24 protein-coding genes are annotated in these 24398 nt (G+C 43.5%); 11 read left to right on the top strand and 13 right to left on the bottom strand.

What is annotated here, in order from left to right; translation table 11 throughout:
- Positions 1-63 precede the first annotated feature (63 nt).
- Complete coding sequence (locus ACQY73_RS29580; RefSeq protein ID WP_428657778.1) at positions 64-633, bottom strand: MarC family protein; 570 nt, start codon at positions 631-633, stop codon at positions 64-66.
- A 374-nt stretch (positions 634-1007) separates the two neighbouring features.
- On the opposite strand from ACQY73_RS29580, the gene ACQY73_RS29575 reads away from it, so the two are divergent.
- From ACQY73_RS29575 to ACQY73_RS29565, 3 genes are all read left to right on the top strand, one after another.
- The gene (locus ACQY73_RS29575) at positions 1008-1376 is read left to right on the top strand and encodes a PadR family transcriptional regulator (RefSeq protein WP_428668558.1); all 369 of its coding nucleotides are present in this window, start codon (positions 1008-1010) and stop codon (positions 1374-1376) included.
- Between the two features lie 50 nt (positions 1377-1426).
- Positions 1427-3973 carry a PspC domain-containing protein gene (locus ACQY73_RS29570; RefSeq protein WP_428657777.1) on the top strand — a complete coding sequence of 849 codons (2547 nt, stop codon included), beginning with the start codon at positions 1427-1429 and terminating at the stop codon, positions 3971-3973.
- A 136-nt stretch (positions 3974-4109) separates the two neighbouring features.
- A complete protein-coding gene (locus tag ACQY73_RS29565) occupies positions 4110-4871 on the top strand; it encodes a hypothetical protein (RefSeq protein ID WP_428657776.1) in 762 nt (253 codons plus the stop codon).
- 4 nt (positions 4872-4875) lie between these two features.
- On the opposite strand, the gene ACQY73_RS29560 is transcribed toward ACQY73_RS29565, so the two are convergent.
- Entirely contained in the window at positions 4876-5367 is a 492-nt protein-coding gene (locus ACQY73_RS29560; RefSeq protein ID WP_428657775.1) for an NUDIX domain-containing protein, read from the bottom strand.
- Positions 5368-5592: 225 nt separating this feature from the next.
- On the opposite strand from ACQY73_RS29560, the gene ACQY73_RS29555 reads away from it, so the two are divergent.
- On the top strand, positions 5593-6411 hold the full coding sequence (locus ACQY73_RS29555; protein WP_428657774.1) for a hypothetical protein: 819 nt from the start codon (positions 5593-5595) through the stop codon (positions 6409-6411).
- 67 nt (positions 6412-6478) lie between these two features.
- Here the strand turns inward: ACQY73_RS29555 and ACQY73_RS29550 are convergent, their stop codons facing one another.
- From ACQY73_RS29550 to ligA, 3 genes are all read right to left on the bottom strand, one after another.
- Positions 6479-6805 (bottom strand): nucleotide pyrophosphohydrolase, encoded by a 327-nt coding sequence (locus ACQY73_RS29550; RefSeq protein ID WP_428657773.1) that lies wholly within the window; start codon positions 6803-6805, stop codon positions 6479-6481.
- Between the two features lie 18 nt (positions 6806-6823).
- Complete coding sequence (pyrR, locus tag ACQY73_RS29545; RefSeq protein ID WP_428657772.1) at positions 6824-7357, bottom strand: bifunctional pyr operon transcriptional regulator/uracil phosphoribosyltransferase PyrR; 534 nt, start codon at positions 7355-7357, stop codon at positions 6824-6826.
- Positions 7358-7447: 90 nt separating this feature from the next.
- A complete protein-coding gene (gene ligA, locus ACQY73_RS29540; RefSeq protein ID WP_428657771.1) occupies positions 7448-9532 on the bottom strand; it encodes an NAD-dependent DNA ligase LigA in 2085 nt (694 codons plus the stop codon).
- A gap of 196 nt (positions 9533-9728) precedes the next feature.
- On the opposite strand from ligA, the gene ACQY73_RS29535 reads away from it, so the two are divergent.
- The 4 genes from ACQY73_RS29535 (at position 9729) to ACQY73_RS29520 (ending at position 12912) form a co-directional block, all read left to right on the top strand.
- Entirely contained in the window at positions 9729-10154 is a 426-nt protein-coding gene (locus ACQY73_RS29535; protein WP_428657770.1) for a hypothetical protein, read from the top strand.
- A gap of 47 nt (positions 10155-10201) precedes the next feature.
- Positions 10202-11113: an MBL fold metallo-hydrolase gene (locus tag ACQY73_RS29530; RefSeq protein WP_428657769.1), complete on the top strand. Its 912-nt coding sequence runs from the start codon at positions 10202-10204 to the stop codon at positions 11111-11113.
- Positions 11114-11121: 8 nt separating this feature from the next.
- Entirely contained in the window at positions 11122-11727 is a 606-nt protein-coding gene (locus tag ACQY73_RS29525) for a Crp/Fnr family transcriptional regulator (protein WP_428657768.1), read from the top strand.
- A 63-nt stretch (positions 11728-11790) separates the two neighbouring features.
- Positions 11791-12912, top strand: a complete 1122-nt coding sequence (locus ACQY73_RS29520) for a tRNA-dihydrouridine synthase (RefSeq protein ID WP_428657767.1) — start codon at positions 11791-11793, stop codon at positions 12910-12912.
- A gap of 9 nt (positions 12913-12921) precedes the next feature.
- On the opposite strand, the gene ACQY73_RS29515 is transcribed toward ACQY73_RS29520, so the two are convergent.
- The 5 genes from ACQY73_RS29515 to ACQY73_RS29495 form a co-directional block, all read right to left on the bottom strand.
- Positions 12922-14124 carry an ABC transporter permease gene (locus ACQY73_RS29515; protein WP_428657766.1) on the bottom strand — a complete coding sequence of 401 codons (1203 nt, stop codon included), beginning with the start codon at positions 14122-14124 and terminating at the stop codon, positions 12922-12924.
- Between the two features lie 3 nt (positions 14125-14127).
- The gene (locus ACQY73_RS29510; RefSeq protein WP_428657765.1) at positions 14128-15537 is read right to left on the bottom strand and encodes a glycoside hydrolase family 140 protein; all 1410 of its coding nucleotides are present in this window, start codon (positions 15535-15537) and stop codon (positions 14128-14130) included.
- Positions 15538-15605: 68 nt separating this feature from the next.
- Positions 15606-15902 (bottom strand): uracil-DNA glycosylase family protein, encoded by a 297-nt coding sequence (locus tag ACQY73_RS29505; RefSeq protein ID WP_428657764.1) that lies wholly within the window; start codon positions 15900-15902, stop codon positions 15606-15608.
- 3 nt (positions 15903-15905) lie between these two features.
- Positions 15906-16988, bottom strand: coding sequence for an IS701 family transposase (locus tag ACQY73_RS29500; protein ID WP_428656040.1), 1083 nt, complete (start codon positions 16986-16988; stop codon positions 15906-15908).
- A 51-nt stretch (positions 16989-17039) separates the two neighbouring features.
- Positions 17040-17468: a uracil-DNA glycosylase family protein gene (locus ACQY73_RS29495; RefSeq protein ID WP_428657763.1), complete on the bottom strand. Its 429-nt coding sequence runs from the start codon at positions 17466-17468 to the stop codon at positions 17040-17042.
- 741 nt (positions 17469-18209) lie between these two features.
- Here ACQY73_RS29495 and ACQY73_RS29490 point away from each other — a divergent pair.
- Both ACQY73_RS29490 and ACQY73_RS29485 read left to right on the top strand, forming a co-directional pair.
- The gene (locus ACQY73_RS29490; protein ID WP_428657762.1) at positions 18210-18557 is read left to right on the top strand and encodes a hypothetical protein; all 348 of its coding nucleotides are present in this window, start codon (positions 18210-18212) and stop codon (positions 18555-18557) included.
- A gap of 233 nt (positions 18558-18790) precedes the next feature.
- A complete protein-coding gene (locus ACQY73_RS29485) occupies positions 18791-19045 on the top strand; it encodes a DUF3953 domain-containing protein (protein WP_428657761.1) in 255 nt (84 codons plus the stop codon).
- 195 nt (positions 19046-19240) lie between these two features.
- Here the strand turns inward: ACQY73_RS29485 and ACQY73_RS29480 are convergent, their stop codons facing one another.
- From ACQY73_RS29480 to rbsK, 3 genes are read right to left on the bottom strand one after another with little or no spacing between them, the layout of a single operon-like run.
- Positions 19241-20236 (bottom strand): GRP family sugar transporter, encoded by a 996-nt coding sequence (locus ACQY73_RS29480; RefSeq protein WP_428657760.1) that lies wholly within the window; start codon positions 20234-20236, stop codon positions 19241-19243.
- A gap of 40 nt (positions 20237-20276) precedes the next feature.
- Positions 20277-21824 carry an ADP-ribosylglycohydrolase family protein gene (locus tag ACQY73_RS29475; RefSeq protein WP_428657759.1) on the bottom strand — a complete coding sequence of 516 codons (1548 nt, stop codon included), beginning with the start codon at positions 21822-21824 and terminating at the stop codon, positions 20277-20279.
- Positions 21825-21828: 4 nt separating this feature from the next.
- A complete protein-coding gene (gene rbsK, locus ACQY73_RS29470; RefSeq protein WP_428657758.1) occupies positions 21829-22767 on the bottom strand; it encodes a ribokinase in 939 nt (312 codons plus the stop codon).
- A 172-nt stretch (positions 22768-22939) separates the two neighbouring features.
- Between rbsK and ACQY73_RS29465 the strand changes: the two genes are divergently transcribed.
- Positions 22940-24376, top strand: coding sequence for a hypothetical protein (locus ACQY73_RS29465; protein WP_428657757.1), 1437 nt, complete (start codon positions 22940-22942; stop codon positions 24374-24376).
- Positions 24377-24398: the final 22 nt, after the last annotated feature.

Raw genomic sequence — 24398 nt, 5'->3', positions numbered from 1 at the left:
AAGAGTCTAAAATTCACGCAGAGACGCTAAGAGGTCAAGAAAAAACACTGCTTCTTTGCGTGATTACAGCGTACTGCGAAACAATTTAATGGAAATAGCCACCAAGATCAAGCCGAAAATCTTGCGCAATACATCCGTTCCTGCTACACCGAGTAGCCGCTCGATCCACGCCGATGAGCGCAACACCAGATAGATAAACACAAGGTTGATCAGAATGGCGATAATGATATTGATTTCCTGATACGCCGCTTTCAGCGACAGGATCGTGGTCATGGTTCCTGCTCCGGCGATCATCGGAAACGCAATCGGAACGATAGAGGTGGCATTGCTGTGAACCGCATCATGCTTAAATATATTTCTACCTAAGATCATTTCCAAACCGATCAAAAACAGGATCAACGCACCCGCCACGGCAAAAGAGGCTACGTCTACGCCAAACAGTTTGAGAATTTCTTTTCCTAAGTACAGAAACGCGATCATCATTCCGCCGGACACCAGGGTGGCGCGCCGGGCGTTGATCTCTCCCGCTTTTTTTCGAAGGTCAATGATGACCGGAATAGAACCTAAAATATCAATGACAGAAAATAAAATCAAGGTAACGGAAAGTATCTCTTTGAAGTTGATGGAATACATAATGAGGGGAAATTAACGGGTGAAAGCAGTCGTCATAACCTTCGCAAAGGTACGGCAAACCTGTCAAAAGGTGCAGTAATTTTTCAGAAGGTGTGGTTATTTTTCCCCACCCCCGATTTTAATCCGTTCATCCTTGATTTTTACCGCTTCCAAAATAAAAATTAAAAAATTAGCCAAGTACCTTGCATCACAAAGTACCTTACATTAACTTTGTACCATTGATTACCTATTATTACAGCCATTTTAAACAAGTACCGGTCATGATTAGTCATAAGGTTGTCAGAAAAAGTCAGTAAAGACAACCTTATGACTACCCATGACAAACCTTTACAGCCATGACGTTCAATCAAAAATTTCCAAAACATGACAACAGCATGAATATTGAGAACGCTCAAGTGCAGATGCGAAAAGGAATCTTGGAATTCTGCATTATGCACATCATTTCTCGGGGCGAAGTGTACGCTTCCGATATGCTCGATGAACTGACCTCCGCCAAAATTATGGTCGTAGAAGGCACGCTTTATCCCCTACTCACTCGGCTCAAAAATTCGGGCCTGCTCGATTACAAATGGGTCGAATCCTCCTCCGGTCCACCGCGGAAGTATTACATACTGACCGATATGGGTAAACAGTTTTTGGACGAAATGCAAACAACTTGGATTGAGCTTTCTGACTCTGTTAATACGATTGTGGTAAAAACACAGGATTTAGGAGCAAAAAAAGACCAGCAGCCAACCAACTAACATTTAACAAACAAGGAAAACTGTTAACTGATGCGCAAGCATTCATTGCCATGAAAAAGACTATCAGCATAAATATCGCCGGTCTGATTTTTTACATCGAAGAGGACGGCTACGATAAATTAAGAAATTACCTCAATTCCATCCAGAAATACTTTGCATCGTACGAAGACAGTAAAGAGATCATCTCTGACATCGAAGGACGTATCGCCGAGAAGTTTTTGAACAAGCAAAAAACCGCTGACAAGCAGGTGATCGCGCTCGAAGATGTAGAGGAACTTATCAAAAGTATGGGAACGGTGGCCGATTTTGAAGCCATTGAAGAAGAAGAAGATTTGGCCACAGAAGCAGCAGCAAGCAGCCAGGCATCAACCGGTTTCAGCCAAACTTCAGCAGGGAAAGCCGAACCGGTACTTCCCAAAAGTACGACGTATGCACCGCCCCGTAAACTGGTGCGTGATACCAAACGGAAATTATTGGGTGGCGTTTGTGCAGGAATCGCCCATTATTTCAATGTTGACCCGCTTTTCATTCGCCTGCTCTTCCTGCTTTTCTTCATGGGACTGCCCGCCATCAGCGGAGGACTCTTCGGAGGCGACGGCGTAGATGTATTCGGGCCATTGAGTGGATTTTCATTCTTATTATACATCGCCTGCTGGGTTTCTTTTCCGGGCTCCGATGTGCTTGAAGAAGACAAAAACATCAAGAAATTTTACCGTAATCCCGATCAGAAAGTAGTGGGCGGGGTAGCTGCAGGAGTAGCCGCTTATTTTGGAGTGGATCTCGGAGTGGTTCGTTTCGTGTGGGTATTGAGTATTTTATTTGCCGGAACAGGGCTTCTGTTATACATCATCTTATGGCTTATCACCCCGAAAGCCAACACATTAACGGAAAAAATGGAAATGAAAGGACAGCCTATTACCCTTGAAAATATTGAAACAAACGTTAAAAAAGCGATGCAACCGGAGCAAAAAGAGGAAAACATAGCCACCAAGCTTCTTTTGTTCCCTTTTCGTGCGGTAGCGTTGGTATTCAGCGGGTTAACTCCGCTTATGAAATTTCTGGTGGTCATCATGCGTATCTTTGCCGGACTTATACTGTTCGTGATCGGTGCAGGTGCACTATTAGGGTTGATTACGGCGCTTTTCGCCGTATTTGGCTTAGGCACATGGGATTTCGGCCGTCTTGACGACGACCTCATGCCGCTCAACTTCTTCATCGGTGAAGTTTCCCCTGTGGCCTACATCTTCGCATTCTTTGCCATCGGCGTTCCTTTTGCTACGCTGGCTTGGTTGGGTATCTCATTATTGACCAAAGAAAACAAATTTACGCCGGCAGTTTGGCAAACATTCCTGGGTCTGTTTTTGGCCGGTATTTTGGGCAGCACCGTCTTTGGATTCAGATACGGGGCAAACTTCCGCCGCGAAGGCACGGTCGAAAAAGAACAAACCTATAAATTGCCGCAAACGCCCGTTTTACTGGACATCAATGAAGACAACTTTGATAACGGTTACAACAATACCCATTTGGATTTGGAAGGTTATGAAAGTGCCGACGCCAAGGTAGACTTTAGATTTCGTTCACAGGGACGTTCACGTCAGGATGCTGAACGCAACGCCTCCGAAATTGTCTATAACATCAAACAAAGCGATTCAACCCTGGTATTTGACGAAGACTTTACCCTTTCCGACAAATCGCCTCGTTTCCGTGGACAAAGTGTACGCTTAACATTATATTTCCCTTACGATAAAACTTTCCGCATGACCCGTGATTTTTACGACCACTTCTGGGGTGTAAGAAATCAAATACAAAAAGAGTATGTATTGGAAGACAACAGAGAAATGTTCAAAACTATCCGTTGGGCGATAAAACGTGATTCAGGCTTGGTATGTCTTGACCGCCCCATTGCCGTACACAATGATTCGGACGACCACAATAATTCGGACGACATGGACGAAATCAGCGATGGCATTGAGTCGGGACTGAATGAAGCGTTTGACCGCTCATTTGATGCCAAAGGGGAAATGGTCAAGCAATTTGACGTGACTGATTTCAAAAAAGTAAAGATCGGTGGTGCCTTTGTAGTAAGTCTTCAAAAAGGCGATGTGTATAAAGTAGTGGCTGACGGCCGCGAAAGCGATCTGGACGATGTAGAAGTCAAAGTAGAAGACGGAACCTTACGGGTTGAAAACCGTCGGAAAGTTAAGATTCATGAACGCAACAAACGCATAGGTATTACTATTACCGTTCCAACCATCGAAAACATCACTTTTTCAGGCGCAACGCTGAGCAAGATAACAGGTTTCAACGATTTGGGAACCCTGAAAGTGGACATCTCGGGCGCCTCCAAAGCGTACTTTGATGTAAATGCAAAAAAAATAGAGTTAGATGTAACGGGAGCTTCCAAAGTAGAATTGCACGGAAATGCCAATACGCTCGAAGCTGATCTCGCCGGGGCTTGTTCGCTGGATACCGAACACATGTCCATTCAAAATGGCGATGTACAGGCTTCAGGTGTAAGCAAGGTCAATTTAGGGCATATTCCTAACCTCAAAGCAAGCAGCAGCGGCGTCAGTCGCATTCATCGCCAAGGTGAATAACTGATAGAAAGACATTCCTGAATTCGCAGTAATTTTTACGAGTTACTGCGAATTTGTTTTTTCAGGCAAGGAAACATTCAATGTTTCCGGTATAGCTTTCTCCGTTTTACTTCCAATAACTGATAAAAGAACGGGCATGAATATCAAAACACTCGCCAACTCTTTTTTTTCGAAGTTTAATGTACCAAACGACGAAAACTACCGATTTCCCGGTCGGTGGATTGGAGGTACTTCGATGATATTCGGCCCGTTATTGCTGCTTTCCGGTATATTATTACGGCTCCGATTTCATTTTTTCTTCCCGCAACAACTTGCTGCCTATCAGCAGAATCCTACCTTAATTACTGCCTCTTATTCGCTCTTTTTAGCAGGAAATATTTTACTCTGGCCTGCCATCGTGCTATTGGCCAGATTGATCGGTCAAACGCATCCGGGTTGGGCAACGTGGGGTAGTACAATGGTTATCTTTGGACTTTTTGCCCGCACTTTCCACGCGGGTATTGATCAACTTGCCTTTCAATTGGTAAACGCACAAAATCTTGACCTTGCCACTAAAGTCGTGGCTGATTCCTACGGTGCATTTCACATTGTTGCTGCGCTTTCTCCCCTTATTCTTTTTGGATGGGTGGTGCTTGCCATCGGTACTTATCTTTCCGGTACCCTTGGCATCATTCGCGCCATCGCTTTAGGTTCGATGTCTGCGTTAATGATGGGCGTTCTTAAAGGCAGCACTTGGGTATCGGTTGTCAGCAGTTTGGGACTTTGTGCTGCACTTATACCGCTTGGCTTTCAAATTCTTATTGAAAAACCAACACCGGGCATCAGTTCATTTGTCATTCGTTTTTTTCTGATGATTGGTTTCGCGGCTCTTCTGCTTTTTATTGGACGATTGGGATAAAATACTACTTTGTCCTTTTTGCCAACCATTCCTTTACGGCCACTCCGGTGCCAAAAGGCCACGGACGGAGTTTATTGATGGGAACAATTTTATACGCCTGTAATTCTTCTTCGTCCATTATTATTTCCCCCGTAGCGCGTACGTGATAGGCAATGATGAGCTCATTTCGTTGAAAAAAAGAATACACACCCAGCCGTTCGACCATTTCCGCTTCCAGCCCCAACTCTTCTTTTACTTCCCGCAACACCGCTTCTTCGGGCGATTCTCCTTTTTCTAAAAAACCGCTCACGATGCCAAACCACTCGGCGGGCCACCCTTTATTCTGGATCAAAATGACGGTATCATTGTCGTATTCAACGATAGCACCCACCACCGGAAGCGGATTGTCCCAGTGTACATAGCCGCAACGCTCCGAGCAAACAAGCCGTTCTCGCTGATTTAGTTCAGTCGTTTCAAGAGTTTTTCCGCATTGTGGACAAAAATGAAAAGAAGACATAGTAGATTGGTATTTTCAAAATGACCGTTTATATACAAAAGAAACAGATATTGAAATTAGGCACTTTTTTTGCTGAAAATCCTTTGAATCCTTCTTATGTAATCGTTTTTTTTAATTAATTTGATTTTGCATCAAAAGTATACCAAAATGGGTAAAGTATTTAAGTTGGCATTTTTTTTGCCTGATTATTGAGTTACGCTCTAACTAAGTCATCACGATCGTTCTATGTTTGCTAAATCTACTATTTATTGGTTTTTTTTTATTTTAATGATTGGCTTTGGCATTTTCAAAGGCTGTCGCCCTAAAGACAATGAAGTGGGTCCAAGCATTGATTCGACCGCTATCTCCCCGTGTATTTTGCTTTCCGAACGCATCAATAACGTTTTATATAGAACCTACGAGTATGATTCGACCCGCAGGCTTGTACGAATGCTGGAATATTCAGCAAATTTTTCTGCGAATCAAGTGGTCAAACGATATACTTTTGAATATTCTAAAGAAAATACATTGATCCGTTTGCGGGAAACCAATATTCAAACCCGTGACCAAAGTTATATCTACGAACTTAATTACGCCAATCGCACTACCCTTAGCACTATTTATTCTTTCAGGGTTTTCAATTCCGGAGCTGTTATTGATGATACGCTGAAACTCACTTATACCAAAGATAACCATCGGGTTTCAGAACTTCAATCCTCTAAAGGGATCACATCAAAGTGGGAATACGATACCGCCGCCAATGTCAAAAAATGGCTACTGCATTTACCTACTAAAACGACCGACAGTTTAATAGCTGAATACGGAGACCACGATGACAAAGTAAATATCTATGCTTTTTCAGAGGGAATGCAGCTGCTGAATCTGCTCAACGGTCGCGCCCAAAGCAAGCGTAATCCGCTCAATTATACGCTATTGAAAGAAAGTACAGATGTAGTCTATCAATACAACGACAAACGTGTTCCTACGCTACGAGTCCTAAAAGTCAAGTCAAACAATAATGTATTACGGGAAACCGTGTATTCGTATGAGCTGGATTGCAAATAATCAGGAATGAGGAGTCAGTAATCAGAAGCGAGCAATTCAACCAAATTCAATTATTCCTTTCCTCTCGTTACTTCAACTTATCGTTTTCAAGGTGCCTTGTCGCATCACGCTTGGTTTTCTTTTCCAAGTTCTTATGAAAGGCTTCGGTCAGATCCACCCCCGTTTGATTGGCAAGACACATCAATACCCAAAGTACATCGGCCATTTCGTCGGCCATATTTTTATCCAGATCCGATTTTTTGAACGACTGATCGCCGTAGGTACGCACCACAATTCGGGCGAGTTCTCCCACTTCTTCGGTCAGAATAGCCAAGTTTGTCAGTTCACTGAAATAGCGTACACCATAGGTTTTTATCCAATTATCTACTTCCTGCTGAGCTTGTTCAATGGTCATGGTTTTGAATTTTGAAGATTAATCTACCAGCCAAATGCGGTCAGCTTCGTGACCCTGTTCACGCCATTCTACCTGCACTCGCTGTGTGTCTAAGGTGTTTACTTTCATGCCGGTATAATCAGGCTCTACGGGTATTTCACGGCTGTATTGGCGGTCGATCAATACCATTAATTCTACTTTTCGCGGACGCCCGAAGGCCTGCATGGCGTCAAGTGCTGCACGTACCATGCGGCCGGTTGCCAGAACATCGTCGATCAAAATGACCTTCTTTCCTTCAATCACAAAATTGACTTTGGTAGCGTTGGGTTTCAATTGTTCCCGACGGCGAAAATCATCGCGGTAAAAGGTAGCGTCCAAGTAGCCCAACGGAATCGGTTTATCAGTAATTGAGCGAAGTTCAGCTACTACCCGTTCGGCAAAGAAAATACCGCGCGGTTGTAAGCCCAATACTGCTGAATCGGCAAAATCGCCATGATTTTCGATGAGTTGCTGACACAAACGACTAACCATAATTTCAAACAGCGGACTACTTAATATAAGACGTTGATTCATATTTCATGTGGGTTGATCTGACCGGTAACAGGGATGCAAGAATACACTTTTTTGGGATGAACTTTGAAGAGAAAACGGTAAACTTTTTGATCAATCAACTGTCAGCATCCCCAAGAACTCTTCTTCTGAGATCAATTTTACGTTTAATCTTGTGGCCTTGTCGATTTTGGAAGCGCCGGGCTTTTCTCCTACGATCAGGAAGTTCAGCTTGGCCGATACACCGCTGAGCAATTTTCCACCATTAGCTTCGATCTTCGCTTCCAATTCTTCGCGGCTCATGCCGGCAAATGTTCCGGTATACAAAAAGCTTTTTCCTTCCAATGTATTGGATTCAGCCACTACCGGCACATTATCTGTTTCAAACTGCAAGCCTGCCGCACGCAGACGTTCGATATAGGTTCGGTTGGCAGGATCAGCAAAATAGTCAACTATGCTTTGGGCTATTTTACCGCCAATTTCGGGTACGTTGCAAAGGGTAGCATAATCTGCCGCCATCAGTGCATCAATATTACGGAAATAAGCGGCTAATTTTTCGGCAACCGTGGCTCCCACAAAGCGAATCCCGATACCAAAAAGCACTTGTTTGAAAGGCACGTTCTTGGACTGCTCAATGCCTTTCAGGATATTTTCAACGGTTTTTTCTTTGAAACCGATCTTTTTGGTCTTTCCCGTTTCTTCGTCGGTAATCACTTTTTCCAATCCAAAGAGTTTTTCGTAGGTCAAATCATACAGATCGGCCGGGGTCTGAATGAGGTTTTTGTCAAACAATAATTCTATTTTTCCTTCACCCAAGCTGTCAATATTCATGGCTTTGCGGTGAATAAAGTGCTCCACTTTGCCGCGCAATTGGGGAGGGCATCCGCGCTCGTTAGGGCAATAGTGATTCGCTTCATTTTCTTTTCGAACAAGTTCGGTACCGCATTCGGGGCAGTTGGTGGGGTAAATGATTGGGTATAACGGACGGGTCGTCCGTACCACAAGGTCTACGCCTGTTATTTTGGGGATGATCTCACCGCCTTTTTCTACAAATACTACGTCGTTGAGCATCAGACCCAAGCGCTCTATCTCGTTGGCATTGTGCAATGAAGCGCGTTTTACCCGTGTGCCGGAAAGTTGCAGACCTTTTCCGTCTTCGTTTAGATTGTCTAAGTTAGCGACAGGAGTGAGCGCGCCGGTGCGTCCTACTTGGTACGAAACGGATTTCAAAACACCTGCCTTATTTTCAGCTTTGTATTTGAAAGAAATCGCCCACCGTGGACTTTTGGCCGTAAAGCCTAATTCGCGCTGTTGCGCTATCGAATTGATCTTAATAACAATACCATCGGTAGCCAACGGCAACGTGTGTCGCTTCGTTTCCCATTCGTGAATGTAAGCCAACACTTCGTCGATATCAGCGCATTTACACCAACCCGGCGACACGTTAAAGCCCCACTTTTTCAGGGTAAGCAAGCTTTGCTCATGGGTTTCAAAAACAGCTTCGTCTGACATAAAGGCGTACAAATAACAATCCAATCCGCGCCGTGCCGACTCAGCCGAATCCTGTAATTTAAAGGCTCCCGAAGCTGCGTTTCGAGGATTGGCATAGGTGGGCTCGTCGGCAGCCTCCAAGTCTTTGTTGAGTTTTTCAAACGACGCAATCGGCATAAAACCTTCGCCGCGCACTTCAAATACCGCAGGCGGCAACACATCCGCCCGGCCGCTGATCTTCAAGGGCAAGGTTTTAATAGTTCGCACATTACCTGTAATATCATCACCGCGTGTACCGTCGCCGCGCGTTACCGCACGCTTCAAAACACCGTTTTCGTAGGTCATACTGAGCGAGATACCGTCAAATTTCAATTCGCAAATGTATTCATACGCCTCTCCGTAAAGGCCTTTTCGAACACGCTCATCAAAATCACGCAGGTCCTGTTCGTTGTACGTATTTCCGAGCGAAAGCATCGGGTAACGGTGATAGACCGTTGTAAAATTCTTCGTTATTCCCCCTCCTACCCGCAAGCTCGGCGAATCATCACGCCTCATATCAGGGTGTTGATTTTCCAATTCAGTCAATTCCCGAAGGAGTGTATCAAACTCAAAATCACTGATTTCCGATATGCTGTCCTGATAGTATCGGTGGTTAAAATAATTGAGCAGATCGGTAAGTTCGTTTATGCGGTCGGCAGGGTTTTGCATGGGATTTCGTCAACAGGTCATTTACTACGCGCGAAGTTAGGGAAGCTAATTTTTCAAACAAAGGAAGTTTTGCCTAAATTCGTTTGAAAGAATCTGAGATGTGAATATAATAACGGCTATAGTTTTAGCAAAAGAAACGTTTAAGAAGTAACTTTTTAACTAAAGGTCATAATGGTTTTACTATAATTTAATGTCCATGACGCTTGAAGAGTTTTTACAATTTGTAGATAAAACCATTAGCGAATTAATTCTTTATGCAGAATTATACGCTGATAAAAGCTTCGCTAATTATAAGTTAACGTTTGAATGGATTGCTTACCACAAAGAAGAAATAACCGGACGGGAAAATATCATTTATGAAATAACGGATAAAGTATACAAAACCCCTGACAAAATCTTTCCTTGTGTTGACTTAATCATTAATCGACCAACCAAAGAGGAAAAATTATTAATTATTGGTATGATCGCAGGCTATCAACCAAGAGAGTTTGGTCGAGGGTGGAGTAATAGACCCGGCCCTTTCATATATGGGCTAGGGCAAGGGATAAAAAATCGAAAAGTAAACGCTGATTCTCCGGAATTCAAAAAAAAGTTGGTGGAGTTAGGTCTGATCCATTACTAATTTCAACTGTGCTTTCTTACAATTTAATAGATCAAATCTTTTTTCTCATGCGCCGTCTCCTCTGCTTCTTATTACTCTTCAGTACCTTCGCCTACGCTCAATCTCCCTACATTTTGGTCTTGGGCATAACGCAGGATGGTGGCTATCCGCAGGCAGGATGCAACACACCCAACTGCATGGATGCATGGGAAGGGAGGCGGCCGCCGCTGTACGTAACAAGCTTGGCAATTGTAGACCCTCAAACCAAACAACGATGGTTGATCGACGCCACCCCTGACTTTAAATACCAATTGCAATTACTCAAAACCAATACCCAAAACGCCTCTAACGAACTGGCAGGGATTTTTCTGACCCACGCCCACATCGGGCATTACACGGGACTGATGCACTTAGGGCGGGAGGCCTTGGGCGCTAAAAACGTAAAGGTCTACGCCATGCCGCTGATGCAACGATTTCTGGAAAACAACGGGCCCTGGAGCCAGTTGGTGAGTTTGAAAAACATTGATATTCAACCCATGACCGACAGCACCTCCATTGTGTTGAATGACCGCATCAGCATCCGGCCTTTTACCGTTCCTCACCGGGCTGAATATTCCGAAACGGTCGGTTTTCGAATTCGAACGAACAATAAGACCTTTGTATACATTCCCGACATTGACAAATGGAGTCTTTGGAAGAAAGACCTGAACGATGTGGTCAAAGCCGCCGATTATGCTTTTATTGATGCTACGTTCTTTGCCGATGGCGAAATACCTCGCCCCATGAGCGAAGTGCCGCATCCGTTTGTTTCGGAAACCATGAAGCTATTGGAAAAATTGCCCAAAACAGAAAGGCAAAAGGTGTTTTTTACGCATTTCAATCACACAAATCCTTTGTTGCACCCCGACACTCCCCAACGAAATGCTGTACTGAAAGAAGGGTATCAGGTAGCTGTGCAAGGCCAAATCATTGAATTGTAAGCTGCTGTATGAAAACAAATAGCAACGAAAACGTCTCGGTTTTTCAATCGCATCTTCAACGCATCATTCCCGTCAATGATGAAGAATTCGACTATATTCTCTCTTATTTCTCTGTAAAACACCTCAAGAAAAAAGACTATTTGGTGCGGCCTTTTCAGGTGTGTAAGTATGAAAGCTATATCTTGAAAGGTCTTTTTCAAACAGCCATTTTGGATGATTCAGGTCGGTTGCATACACTTTATTTTCCGCACGAAGATTGGTGGGTCAGCGATTTTAAGAGTTTCAAAAAAGAAGAAGAATCACGCATGGAGATCATTGCGTTGGAAGATGCGGTTCTGCTTCAAATCTCCAAACCCAATCTGGAAGCCCTGTACCTGAGTTTTCCGAAATTTGAACGTTTTTTTAGAATTTTAAACGAGAATGCGGGCATTGCGCTGCAAGACCGAATCATTCAGAATTTCTCTAAAGATGCGGAGAATAAATACGCAGAATTTCGAGCTAAATACCCTGAATTACAACAACGTATCTCTCAAAAACGAATTGCGGCCTATCTGGGTATCACGCCGGAATATTTCAGTCAGATGTCAAAGAAAAAAGAATCTGCAAAATCTTAAGGTAGCTTAAGTTTTAAGAAATTGTTCAAAAGTACGTTTGCGGTGTACTTTTAAACAATTTCCATGAAAACGTTTTTCGACAAAACACAACTAAATACGCAGGAAATCAGCAACCGATTTCTGGTAGCGCCCATGACACGCGTAAGTGCTGACTTACAGGGCATTCCCACCGTCGAAATGCTTGATTATTATACCGAATTTGCCAAAGGAGGTTTTGGAGGAATCATTACCGAAGGCATTTATACCGATGCACTTTATTCCCAATCATACCCCAATCAGCCGGGCATCGTCAATGATCTACAGATCGAAGGTTGGCAAAAAATCACTTCGAACGTTAAGAAACACGGTGCAATCATCATTGCTCAATTGATGCATGCGGGTTCGATTTCTCAAATGTTGTCAATTACCAAAGCGCCTTCTGTCATTGTTCCATTAGGAAATAAGCTACCTCAGTACGGCGGAGGAAGCGGTGCCTTTCCTATTCCCCAAAAAATGACGCAGGAAGATATCCAAAATGTGATTGATGGATTTGCAAACTCTTCCGTCAATGCCGCAGAAGCCGGCTTCAACGGCGTTGAATTGCACGGTGCCAATGGCTACCTTTTGGACCAATTCATTACTCCTTATCTTAATTTGAGAAACGACCGATACGGCGGTACTATCGAAAATCGGCTTCGTATCGTTTTGGAAATCATCCATAAAATCAGGGAAGTTGTACCCAAAGATTTTATCATCGGATTGCGAATTTCCGAAGGGAAAGTCAACAATCTGTCGTACCGATGGGAAAATGGCAGTCAGGCAGCTAAAGAAATTTTAACGGAAATCAAAAAAGTTTCGATTGATTATCTGCACGTTGCGGCGGAGCATTATGGATGGGAAGCTGAAAGCCGCTACGATGACGGCACTTCGCTGACGGGCTTGGCCAAAACTATATTAAGCATTCCCGTGATTGCCAATGGAGGATTGCATGATTTGAACTTGTCTCAATCATTATTGGATACACAACAGGCTGATTTGTTGGCCATTGGTAAATATGCGCTTTCAAATCCTGATTTTGTCCAAAAAGTCAAAAATCAAATCGAACTCACTCCCTTTGCTAAAAAGGCTTTGTACCCGAATCCGTCTTTATTTTCGGAAGATAAATACAAAAAATACATGGCATTACAGGATTCCTTAAATGTGTAATAAAAAAGATCAATACATTTCAGCAGCTCGTTTGGCAGGCAGAAAAGACACAATAATGGTAACTGCAATGACCAAAAAAGCAGTAATTACAAAATCCTGCCATACCATTTTGACAGGATAAGCATCCACTAATGAACTGACCATTCCCATCGACACGAAACCGTATGTTTGTTGTAACCAACAGATAATAACGCCCAACAGCAACCCGACCGCTGCGCCCGCAAAAGCAACCAATGCGCCTTCAAACAGAAAGATTCGTTTGACAATGCTGCGCGTAGCGCCCATGGCAAAAAGCATTTTAATATCGTCGCGTTTTTCGAGAACGAGCATGGAAAGCGAGAAGAAAATATTGACCGCCGCTACCAACACGATCAGTCCTAAGGTAATGGTGACAAACAGTTTTTCGAGACGAATGGCGCGCAATAAGTCGGCATTCTGCTCGTCGCGCGTACGTATCACAAATGCATCACCCAACGTGTTCTTCAATGTGTTTTTGACGGCGTTGGCATCGACGTTGGGCTGCAATTGCAATTCCAGGGAAGAACGTTGTGAGCCGTAACCGAGCAATTCGGCCGCAAAATCCAGTGGTACAATCACATAATCGTCAAAGCGCAGTTCGAGCATATACACCCCTCCTACCCGAATAACCTGTTGATTAAAGGCATCGGGAGAATTCAGCGTGCGCGTGTCGGAGCGGGGATACCAGAGTTCGAGCGGCGTAAAAATATCGTTAGGATTGATGCTTAATAATTGCTGAACCGTAGCACCGATCACGGCCTTGGGCTCACCATTGGCCATCACTTCTACGGCTCCGTAGACCAACGCCGTGTCCAGTTGGTGTCGTTGCTCATACGTAGAATCAACGCCTTTAAGCTTGACCACCACACGGCGATCGGCATAACGCGCCAGTGCGTTATCTTCAATGACCTGTGTGGCAAACTTAACCCCGTCGGTTTTCTGAATTTTCGACAAAAGTGCCGGCGTAACATTAATGCGTTTTCCTTTGGCAGGGGTAATTTTCAGATCAGGATCAAAACTTCGAAACAGCTGACGGTTAAGTTCTTCCATGCCATTAAAGACCGACAATACGATCACCAACGCCATTGTCCCCACGCCCACGCCCAACATCGAAATATTGGCAATCAGACTGATAAAGCTTTTTTTCTTCTTAGAACTAAAATAACGGCGGGCAACGAAAAGGGGAAAATTCATAGCTTATTTCTTAACAACTTTCGGTAATCCATATCCTGCCCAAGGCTTGGCGGCATCGTCAACGACCAGTACCCAATCGCAGGTGGGGCAAGTGACGGGTGGTTTAAATTCTTTGACGCCATCGTTTTTAAAATCACCGATTTGGGTAGTAATACCGTCACGGGGATTGAACCAATAAGCCATCAATTGCCCCGCGCTCAGTTTTGTCAGATCCATTTTCAGTGTCTTTCCCGTTGGAGTATAGGCAAACAGGAAGTCTTTATTTTCACCCAATGCCGCCATTTGGTAACCTGCATCGTCGGGGTTATCACCTTTCAGCAATGATTGCTCAGGAATCAGTTGATTCCAAGGGTGCGATTCATACAGTTTGCGCATATATCCAACTTGCCACGCCCCATCACTGTCAATGGCTCGACGCCAATGCGTACGGGCTACCGAAACGGGTTTATTGCGATTTGGATCAAAAAATTGCCAAATATTGTGATTGCCATACGTATGTCCGCAGCCACCCGCCAATATGGCCCACCACGCTGCCTGTCGCGCATCGTGTGCGTTGAAATAATCCTGTTCGGGTTTCCAGTCGATGGGATGATCTTCGTAGCGCGGCTCGCCGTCCAGCGTTGGTTTTACCGGAAACAATTGATAATTCTGGCGCTGCATGGTATAATTTTTCGTATTTCGGGCGGAATGACCTGACTGATACATATTGAAACTGAGCCAGTTGTCTTTGTGGAAGAACGCCGCCGAATTACTATTGCCCGTGGGGTGATACGTCATAAGTTGTGTACCGCCATTACCTGCCCGAATGCCTTCGGCCATCGCGCGAATGATGGCAAAATGTTTTTCCGCTTCGGGATTTCTATCGCCGCCCAATATCCAAATGACAGGCTTGCCTTTGTAACGTTTGCCCAACCATTCCCCATAAATACGGGCATTTTCGGGCGTAAAGATCTCGGGTCCTACACCCCATTTTTTATTGAATTTATCGCCCCACGTGGGCAGCAATCCCGTCACTAAACCCAAAGAAGCCGCTTTATTAACAATGTAATCTACGTGTTGGAAATACAGATCGTTGGGTTGTGCGGGGTCATTGTTTTTAAGCGGTAACTGTCCATATTGATTAGGCTGTGTCAAACCGTCAAACTCGGCCAACGCCACGGCCTGTATCACCGTAAAACCCTGTTCCGCACGCCGTTTCAGGTAAAAATCCGCTTCTTCTCTTGTTAATCTATGAAACAATTCCCAAGCCGTATCTCCCAACCAAAAGAACGGTTTCCCATCACCGCGCGTGATGTTACGTTTGTCGGGTGCAATGTACAGCTTTGACCACTGCGCCTGCTTGGGAGCGGGCTGGGCCTTTACCGAGAAAATTGATAAGATGCAAAGTACCAAACAGAGCGTCGAGAATCTCATAGAATACGCGTTTTTGAAAGGGCTAAGGTAAATACTTTCGGAACAATAAGGAAAGCAGCCTCGCTCATTTACTCAATACGCTTAAAAGCAGCGAGGTATTTATCAATATAGTGTTGCTTAAAAGTCGATTTGTACTGCATCACAAAGCGCGGATGTTCCAACGCAATGATTTCATCAAAAAAGGCATATTTTTTATTCAACGCCCGTAGGAATGTTTCGTTTTTTCCCGTTCCCATGCAGAAGCAAACATCCGTAGAAACACCTATCTCAATCTGTTTTTGGATATTTTCCACGATAAAATCATAGACTGCATCGGTAAGTTCTTTACTGTCGTAATAATTATAACTGATGTTACGCTCAGGCATAGCCTAAGCAAATAATAATTGTTTTTCGTTCTTTGACAATTTGGTTTTCAAGACTTGCAATTCTGCGAAAGATGCCTGAATAGCTTTTAAATACAATTTGCTTTTAAGGGCAAAATGGTTGAGTTTTTCCTGAATTTTAAGACGTTCAAGTTTGATATAGGCACAGAGGCTGGCAAAGAAATGTGTTTGCTGAGTTTGTAAGGTGCGAGTCGGCGACTTAGATAAAGAAGCATTATTTTTCAGCGACTTATGATACTCTTCCACTCCCCACCGTTCTTGATAGGTCGTGATAATTTGTTGGAAATGGTTGGTTACATTAGTGGATAGTAAAAATAATTCGCCCTCGGATCCATTCTCGTTTATGAAAATGTCTTTACATACCAGTACAGGCTCTTTGACTGACCGCAGGTAAACGTTCTGAGGAACGCCAACTTTCAAATCTATATGGCTAATTTTAACGAACTTCCCCTGAGCTCGGTCCTGAGCAGATAAAGCTACTTCTAAATTGGATTTAACTGCACCTATCAAATGCTTCGTCAATGCTCTTATGAAATTGATATTTTCGGCATTTACATACCAACTGTCACAGAGAAGATAAGTGAACCTAACGGAATTTTGACAGGCCTGTTTGACTAATTCCCGCAGCATGTCATTTTTGGTCTTCTCAGAACGCCAAACTTCTTTTCTATCCTTTAAAAGGCATTGTAATGACTTGATAACCAACATAAAGCCAATCGGAAACTGTATGCCTTTGACTCGATAAAGTAATGTCACAAAGTTAATTCCGTTCACAAAACGATCTTTGCTGTGGTCATAGTGAGGACATACTAATCCATTAGGATCTGTATAAGGTTTTTCACTGATACTGTCATCTACGATTAGCACGCCATCATCAGACTCTATTTGTCGAACAAAGGGCTTTGCCTGCTTCCATAATGCTTTGCCGGTATGTTCGCTTTGATTAAGAAAATCTGTCACATCGTCGTGGCTAATGCTATTGTCCAACAGCCGCGAAAGACCCGTGGCACTGGTTTGCCCGAATGAACTCAATAAATAGTCAGTGTATAAGTCCAAATCTGTTTTCATACACCAAAGGTAATTTTGTATTTAACACTTTAACATAGAACAAGCGTAACATCAGTTATAATTTACCTCTTTCCCCTTGTCTCTTAGTGCAGTAAAGCCCAACGGGCAAATCGAATGAATGTAAAAATGTTGGTAAAAAGCTTCCGGTCCTCCGTATGCGTCAATGACATTATACACAAAAACAGAAGACATTTCGTGCGTCAGCATTCCCGGAAAAGGAATGCCGCACTTTTCGATCAATCGTTTGGGATCGGTAAAAGGAACGCCCGTAATTCCGCCCCCAAATCGGCCGGGATTGATCCCTAAAATAAGGTGCCGGGACTGCGTATCGTCGTAGTATTTTTTATAGAAAATCGAAGATAACGGCAGTACCTTTTCATCTTCCCGAAAAGGATTCATGATGCGAATTCCTTTCGGCAATGTTCCTGAAAAATGAAGTTGTTGGTTGAAGGTGATCACTTTATCGGCAAACGTTCTCATGGCAAGAGGCTTATCAATAATTCAATAATGACGAGCAGGATGTAAAAAAGTTTGAAGTTTTTTGAATGTTTTAATAAGCTACATGAGTTTCCGACACTACTTTTTCAGGTCAAAATATATGTCTTTTTAAAGCTAAATAAATTAATTTGATGCCCAAAACTCTTGGGCATTTATGCATTTGGCAGGATTATTGTCTTTATCCACAATGGAGGATTTTGATCGAAAGGTCTGCCTCTTTTTGAATGTCGCCCTGCATGAATTTCGTGCAGGTTTGATATTTCAATCGGTTAATTGACGTGAAAGCCCTAAGGCCATTGCCTATGGGCTTTTTCGTTGTTAAAGTAAGAAAAAAAATGACTAATAACTCAACTACTTTCGTGGGGTTATTACAATTATAATGATTCTGCCCTTTATTCCCTCAAATCATCTCTTGCTTCTACCATTTTTTCCCGGTTCATGAAGCGCTTTTTGGCTGAACATTTTGGATCAACCATAAAATCAAAAATATATTCCAATCCGACAAAGCCGAATCAAGAGGCAATGGTATATAACAGCAAATAAATAGTTGCCCCATGAAAAAAAAATTTGGTAAGTAGTCCCTAAATAGACATTTTTTCCGCCAAGCAGTATACTAATATTATATTATTTAACGAATGAATAGGAATGTTCAAATTTTAATTTGAAACAAAATATCCCTTAACGTATATTTATGCTCAGCGTTCCTGTACTTATACCAGCGTTATGAAAACTAAAGTCCTTTTACTGCGGGACAGCGACGTTGTCCCGCAGATTTTTGTCACAATTTTGGCTTCTCCCGACTATGAAGTTTATCAGATCAACGTTAAAGATTTTGACGAACTGTTGATGTGTATCATTACACTGCAACCTGATCTGATCATGTGCGAAGATTCATTTCAACCGCTTATTTTACTCATTGACAGCAAAATCAATAAAAGAATCCCGGTGTTATTTTTTGGCAGATCGGAACTTGCAACATCTCAGCTTCAGATCGTCAATCGGTCTACTGCTTATTTGGCTTCACCTTTCAAATTTGAAGTATTCAAAGCTATGGTAGCTTTATTGGTTTGAAAGAAATGCACTACTATGATTTTTAGAATTGAAGTACTTATTCCATTCACCGTTTCTTCGCAAAATGACCACCCGTCTTTTACAGCCGCCTCTAAAGTACTGTTCTTATTTCAACGGGGCTTAAAAGTCCACATGAAAGCGCAGATAAGGCTAAAAAACCGTGTTATCCGATTAAAATTCGGGAAAGGTTTTTGCGAACGCTTAATGATCGAGAAAAGTAGCCAATCCAATGTATGACAACGTTGACAAAATGGCTTCTCGGTATTATGCTTATCATTTCAGGGATAGATGAAATTCAGAAGAACAGGACAATGGCAGGTTTGAGTTTCATTATTGCCGGCGCCGCCTTAATCCCTGTCTGTCAGAGACTTATAGAATACCTCGTCGGGAAGACTCTCCGCGAAAAGATATACTATGCAGTCTCGGCAGGATTAATTGCCCTTGGAATTTTGACCAATTTATTTCAGCAACGATTATTAAAAGTATAGTGGTTTCTGTGAATTTTCATACTATTATGATCTGATGCATCAAGCTTAAAACGCCTTGCAAAAAATTCAGAATGGCTCTAAAAACCATGAAATTTCCGGATAACGTATAGATAATATAGTGTAATGGTGATTCAGGATACAGACATAGATTTTCCAAACACAACTACCTCTGTTTCATATCAACAACAGGGCAAATTATCGGGCCATAATAATCAATCCCAGTCCAACGACATAACACAACAACATCATATTCAGCAGATTGGAGGTTCCTTTTGGCGCATTTTTAAATTCTTTCCAAATGTATATTCCCCAAATGGCCGCTACAATCGTGGCTCCCTGACCCAATCCGTATGAAATAGCCGGGCTGGCTTTTTCGGCGGCTAAAATACTGAATGCCATCCCCAAATTCCAGACCATGCCTCCCAAAACCCCCATAAGGTGATCGCGGAAACTACCTTTAAAATATGCAGAAAATGAAGTCGGTGCGCCCACAAACGGACGATACATCAGCACAGTATTGATGATAAAATTGCTGAGAAAAATACCGATGGCAAAAAAGACCAACGCAGTGTAGGGTGTTAGTTTGCCCGCCTCCGGCAGGGCAAAGTTGGTGGTCATCGAATTGGCAACGTACTTATAGAAAAAACCCATCAATACCCCTGCTACTACGCTCAGCAACAGCCCTTTCGTCGAAACGCCCGCCGTAGTACGGCTCAATTTTCGGTACGCATTGGCATTCAGCAAAATAGCCGCCGTAACCAGTGCTACCCCGCCAAATAACAGCAGCACATTACCCGCCGGTGCATCAATATAATTGACCACTACCCCAATGACCAGCGCCAATCCAATGCCAACCGGAAAAGCAACCGACATCCCTGCAATGGAAATAGCTGCTACCAACAATATATTGGCAATGTTGAACACCGCTCCTCCAATCACAGCCGATTGTAAGCTGGCGGTATTGGCTTGGGCATAATCGGTTAAAAATGAACGCCCCTGCTCCCCGTTGCTTCCCAGCGTGAAGGCCAAAAGCAGCGAAAACAGTAAAATGCCAATGGTATAATCCCAATAAAACAATTCAAAACGCCAGCCGGATGAGGCCAATTTTTGAGTATTGGCCCATGATCCCCAGCAAAGCATAGTGATCAGACAGAAAATAACAGCGACCGAATAGGTTTCAAGAATAAACATGGAAAGGAGTTGATTTTAGCGGTTTAGGGGCAAAAGAATATTATTTCTTCCAGGCAATGTCAATGGCTTGGTCGTCAAAAATAATTCCATAACTCAAACGTAACGTGTGGTCCGGGCTGGGATTCAGGAGTTTAAAACGAACTTTGTGTTGACCTTTGGGCAATTGGTATTTCCAAAACAAGTTAAAGCGGCGCTCTTTAAAAGCCGTGGGAAGCTTCACAGTCTCAAGGGTTTTATTGTCCAACATCACTTCCACTTCAAACACATAATCACTTCCTTTCTCGTTTTTGCGATTGGCAGTTCCGTTGAATACGTACCCAATGCCTGAAAAAGGGACTTCCAACTCATTGACCAGCGTTTGGTCAATGTTTCTTTTTTCAACGGGAAAATGTCCCGGATGACTGACTTCCAAGCGTACAGGCTTAGGGATTTGGGTCATGACCGTGACCTTATCGGCATCTACTTTTCCGCCGTTCCGTTCGATCACCTGCAACGCGTGCTTCATACTGATGGCGTAGGTATCGTTGAGCGACATGGTCGTATACTTAAAATCAATGTCTTCGGCTTCTTTCAAGCCCATTTTCCAATACGCCGGAATGGCGTCGTAGCCGAGCATGGTGCCCAGAATACCGCCCGCCGATGCCGGATTGCAATCCGAATCCTGTCCGCAACGCGTACTGATTTCCAACGTTTTGCTAAAATCTCCCTGCCCGTACAAAAGTCCGATGATCACATAAGCTGCATTGACGGTAGCATCAATGTTGAATGGATTAAATATGCCTTCGGGGCAGGTACGGTCAGAAGACCATTTTTTTTGGACTTCAAACCAATTCTGTTTCCAATCGTTGGGGTATTGTTTGTGCCAACGAATCACATCGGCCATGCATTTATAAAAATCACTTTGGGGCGGGATGGTCTTCAATGCTTCCGTCACAACGTAATTAACATCTTTTGATACATACGCCAACGAATACATAGCACCCATGTAGACACCGCCGTACCAACCGTCGCCATAATTCATGATGTGCCCGATCTTGTCGGAAATTTCCGAGGCTGTATTGGGCATTCCCGGCGACATCAGTCCCGCAAAGTCGGCTTCAATTTGATAATCAATGGCATCAGCCTGAGGGTTATTGAGCCAATGACCTGATTGCGGTGGCAGGATGCCGTTCAGGATGTTATAACGCCCTATCTGATTGGCGTGCCACAGAAAATAATCTGCATTGGCATAGGCTTTGGCATGGGAGGCAACGGGTGCATCAAGTCCTTCTTTTTCAAACACATCGACAAACGTCAGGTCCATGTAAATATCATCGTACAATCCCGGAATGTTGGTCATGGTCTGCTTAATATATCCATCAAACCACGGAATGGGCTGATAGTCATTGATCATGGTGCCGTTGTTTTTAAATTCGGTGGGACCGCCAAACGTGCAACCGATCAACTGACCCGCCCAACCGCCTTTGAGTTTATCCTGAAGAGAGGCTTTGCTGATCGTCATTTTTTGGGCGTACGTGATGGCTGTACTGACCGTAAAAAGACAAAAGAAAGAAATTCGGAAAATGTTTATTTGTGACTTGTTCTTCATGGTATTAGGGTTTTGTAACGTTCGATAAGGATAAAGCATCTACTTCTTTGCGCGTAGGCACTGACGCCTGCGCTCCCATGCGGGTCACGGAAATGGAAGCCGCTTTGCAGGCAAACGTAACCGCTTCTGACAGGGATTTGGTTTCCGATAATGCCACCACCAAGGCGCCGTTGAACACATCTCCGGCGGCAGTGGTATCGGTTGCGGTGACCGGCGGAGCGGCAATAAGTTTACCGCCTTCTTCATTGTACAGAAATGCGCCTTTTGCTCCCAACGTAATGATCACATTTTTAAGGCCTTTTGCCAAAAACCATTCGGCTGCTTCCCGAAGCGAGCCAAGATCGTGGGCCTCAACCGTAATGCCCGTAAGCAGTTTTGTTTCGGTTTCGTTGGGGGTAATGGCAAACAGGTTAGCATATATCTCGTTGGGGAGAGGCTGTGCCGGGGCAGGATTCAGGATAATTTTCAACCCTCGTTTGGCTCCATGTTCAACGGCGGCGGTTACAGTTTGGAGTGGAATCTCCAGTTGCAGCAACAACAATTCAGCTTCCGAAACCGATTCAAGCGCCTGCACAACTTCATACGCAAGCAGATGAGCATTGGCTCCGGGCGCTACCATGATACAGTTTTCGCCTTGTTCATCTACGCCGATGAGTGCCACTCCCGAAGGATTTTTAGCGTCGGAAAATACAAATTCGGTACGAATCTTATCTTGGCGAAAACCCTGAATTGCCTGTTTGCCGAAAATATCGTTGCCTACCTTTGCTACGAATGTCACATCTGCTCCCAAACGCGCCGCTGCTACGGCTTGGTTTGCTCCTTTTCCGCCGGGATTCATAAGAAAAGTCCCTCCAATGACGGTTTCACCCGGAGCAGGGAGTTTGTTAGCTTTTACGACCATGTCGGTATTGGAAGAGCCAATAACCAGTATTCGTTGTACCATATTCAAAGATTTTTTCAGCAATTGCTTAATAATAATTCAAATATGTACAGATAAAGTAATATTATTGACTCAACTATTCTTAAATAAAGCTATTTTTAAATTCACAATAAATTTATAATTTTCTGTATATCAAATAATTGATTTATACAATTTAGCTATTTCTAATAACTTTATGCTTCTTTCAACACTTCACTCGCTGATTCATTCCTTATCTAAATCTGAGAAAAGGTTTTTCACGCTGTTGGTCACCTCAGAGCAAAAGGATTTTTATCGACTTTATGAATTGTTGGAATCTCAACCGGTAGTGAATGAAAAGCAACTCAATGACGCCTTTGGCGAAAAATCGCTCGAACCTGCCCGCAAGTATTTGTATCGAACCTTAATGAAAGCACTGCGGCTGTATGAATCAGAGAAAAACATCGAAGGGCAGCTCATGAATTTATTGCAGGATGCACGTATCCTGCACGACAAAGGCTTTTTTAACGCGGCGCATGAACAATTGGATAAGCTCAAAGTGCTGGCGCTGCAACACGAAAAATTTTCGTATTGGCTGCCTGCCATTCGTCTTGAATTACAGCTTCACTCCCGATCGCAGTTTGGCGATCTGAACGAACAGGCACTGGTTGAACAGCAAAATACGATGCTGCAAGTGCTTGAACACGAGCAAAATTTTGTTCGTCATGCGTATTTATTCGAAACATTGTCGTGTCGGTATTGGCAGCGCGGATTAACGCAAAATCCTGCGGAGGTCCAACGACTCAATGATCTGTTACTGGAAGAATATCAATTGCTTAACAGTCGGCATTACGAATCGTTTGAAGCGCAAAAACTCCACCTGCATTTTCAGTCGCAATACTTTCTGATGACGGGAGCGCCGGAAAGCAGCCTATCGGTTTTTTACGAATTAATTGCTTTTTACGATCAACATTCCGCCCTTTGGAAAGATGCTCCCATTCATTACCTCTACGTACTCGACGGTATTTTGGCCGACCTTCGCTGGTGCGAGCAGTTTGACCAAATGCCTTTTTTTATTCAAAAACTCCGCGATTTTACCCTTCAGAATAACACGCTCATTGAGTTGGGAAATGCATTGACCGACAGTTATCAAATGCAGCAATACCTGGGCGAACATCGCTTTGACGAAGCATTCACATTGGCTGAAAAGGCTGCAAATACGTATTTAACAAACACAATGAATTCCCTGCCCACAGCCCTTAAAATAGAAATAAACCTGCTGATAGCCCGTATTTATTTTCACAAAAAACTGTATCAGAGCGCGCTTAAACTTCTCAATAATCGACTCAATGAAGGCATTGTCGACGCACCCGATTACTGGCAATGGCTGTATTATATGCTGCGGTTAATGATCCAATATGAATTGGGGAACTTCGATTATCTCGAATACGAGCTCAAAAACCTTGGGCGGCGTCACAAAAAGACAAACGCTCCTGTCTTGTTTTCGGAGTGGTTAAGCCTTTTTCTTAAATTGTTGACCAATCACAGGCTCTTGCATGAACCCGCAAACAAAGCACTCAACCCCCAAAATCTCAGATTAAGGCAATGGCTGCCTTTTGAAGAATGGGTAAAGGAGAAAGCTGCTACCCCCTGATTTTATGCGAATCGCTCGCAGG

Source organism: Runella sp., from assembly GCF_965279615.1.
Lineage (GTDB): Bacteria > Bacteroidota > Bacteroidia > Cytophagales > Spirosomataceae > Runella.
Note: the sequence above shows the minus strand (reverse complement) of the source record. Positions and strands in the feature narration are given on the sequence as shown.

Bases quoted from the DNA above. Each gene is read 5' to 3' on its own strand.
- ACQY73_RS29555 (WP_428657774.1), top strand. From the start codon at position 5,593: ATGTTTGCTAAATCTACTATTTATTGGTTTTTTTTTATTTTAATGATT.
- pyrR (WP_428657772.1), bottom strand. From the start codon at position 7,357: ATGAATCAACGTCTTATATTAAGTAGTCCGCTGTTTGAAATTATGGTT.
- ACQY73_RS29510 (WP_428657765.1), bottom strand. From the start codon at position 15,537: ATGAGATTCTCGACGCTCTGTTTGGTACTTTGCATCTTATCAATTTTC.
- ACQY73_RS29580 (WP_428657778.1), bottom strand. From the start codon at position 633: ATGTATTCCATCAACTTCAAAGAGATACTTTCCGTTACCTTGATTTTA.
- ACQY73_RS29550 (WP_428657773.1), bottom strand. From the start codon at position 6,805: ATGACCATTGAACAAGCTCAGCAGGAAGTAGATAATTGGATAAAAACC.
- ACQY73_RS29505 (WP_428657764.1), bottom strand. From the start codon at position 15,902: ATGCCTGAGCGTAACATCAGTTATAATTATTACGACAGTAAAGAACTT.
- ACQY73_RS29520 (WP_428657767.1), top strand. From the start codon at position 11,791: ATGAAAACGTTTTTCGACAAAACACAACTAAATACGCAGGAAATCAGC.
- ACQY73_RS29575 (WP_428668558.1), top strand. From the start codon at position 1,008: ATGAATATTGAGAACGCTCAAGTGCAGATGCGAAAAGGAATCTTGGAA.
- ACQY73_RS29515 (WP_428657766.1), bottom strand. From the start codon at position 14,124: ATGAATTTTCCCCTTTTCGTTGCCCGCCGTTATTTTAGTTCTAAGAAG.
- ACQY73_RS29490 (WP_428657762.1), top strand. From the start codon at position 18,210: ATGAAAACTAAAGTCCTTTTACTGCGGGACAGCGACGTTGTCCCGCAG.
- ligA (WP_428657771.1), bottom strand. From the start codon at position 9,532: ATGCAAAACCCTGCCGACCGCATAAACGAACTTACCGATCTGCTCAAT.
- ACQY73_RS29560 (WP_428657775.1), bottom strand. From the start codon at position 5,367: ATGTCTTCTTTTCATTTTTGTCCACAATGCGGAAAAACTCTTGAAACG.
- ACQY73_RS29465 (WP_428657757.1), top strand. From the start codon at position 22,940: ATGCTTCTTTCAACACTTCACTCGCTGATTCATTCCTTATCTAAATCT.
- ACQY73_RS29535 (WP_428657770.1), top strand. From the start codon at position 9,729: ATGACGCTTGAAGAGTTTTTACAATTTGTAGATAAAACCATTAGCGAA.
- ACQY73_RS29525 (WP_428657768.1), top strand. From the start codon at position 11,122: ATGAAAACAAATAGCAACGAAAACGTCTCGGTTTTTCAATCGCATCTT.
- ACQY73_RS29530 (WP_428657769.1), top strand. From the start codon at position 10,202: ATGCGCCGTCTCCTCTGCTTCTTATTACTCTTCAGTACCTTCGCCTAC.
- ACQY73_RS29480 (WP_428657760.1), bottom strand. From the start codon at position 20,236: ATGTTTATTCTTGAAACCTATTCGGTCGCTGTTATTTTCTGTCTGATC.
- ACQY73_RS29475 (WP_428657759.1), bottom strand. From the start codon at position 21,824: ATGAAGAACAAGTCACAAATAAACATTTTCCGAATTTCTTTCTTTTGT.
- ACQY73_RS29570 (WP_428657777.1), top strand. From the start codon at position 1,427: ATGAAAAAGACTATCAGCATAAATATCGCCGGTCTGATTTTTTACATC.
- ACQY73_RS29565 (WP_428657776.1), top strand. From the start codon at position 4,110: ATGAATATCAAAACACTCGCCAACTCTTTTTTTTCGAAGTTTAATGTA.
- ACQY73_RS29485 (WP_428657761.1), top strand. From the start codon at position 18,791: ATGACAACGTTGACAAAATGGCTTCTCGGTATTATGCTTATCATTTCA.
- rbsK (WP_428657758.1), bottom strand. From the start codon at position 22,767: ATGGTACAACGAATACTGGTTATTGGCTCTTCCAATACCGACATGGTC.
- ACQY73_RS29500 (WP_428656040.1), bottom strand. From the start codon at position 16,988: ATGAAAACAGATTTGGACTTATACACTGACTATTTATTGAGTTCATTC.
- ACQY73_RS29495 (WP_428657763.1), bottom strand. From the start codon at position 17,468: ATGAGAACGTTTGCCGATAAAGTGATCACCTTCAACCAACAACTTCAT.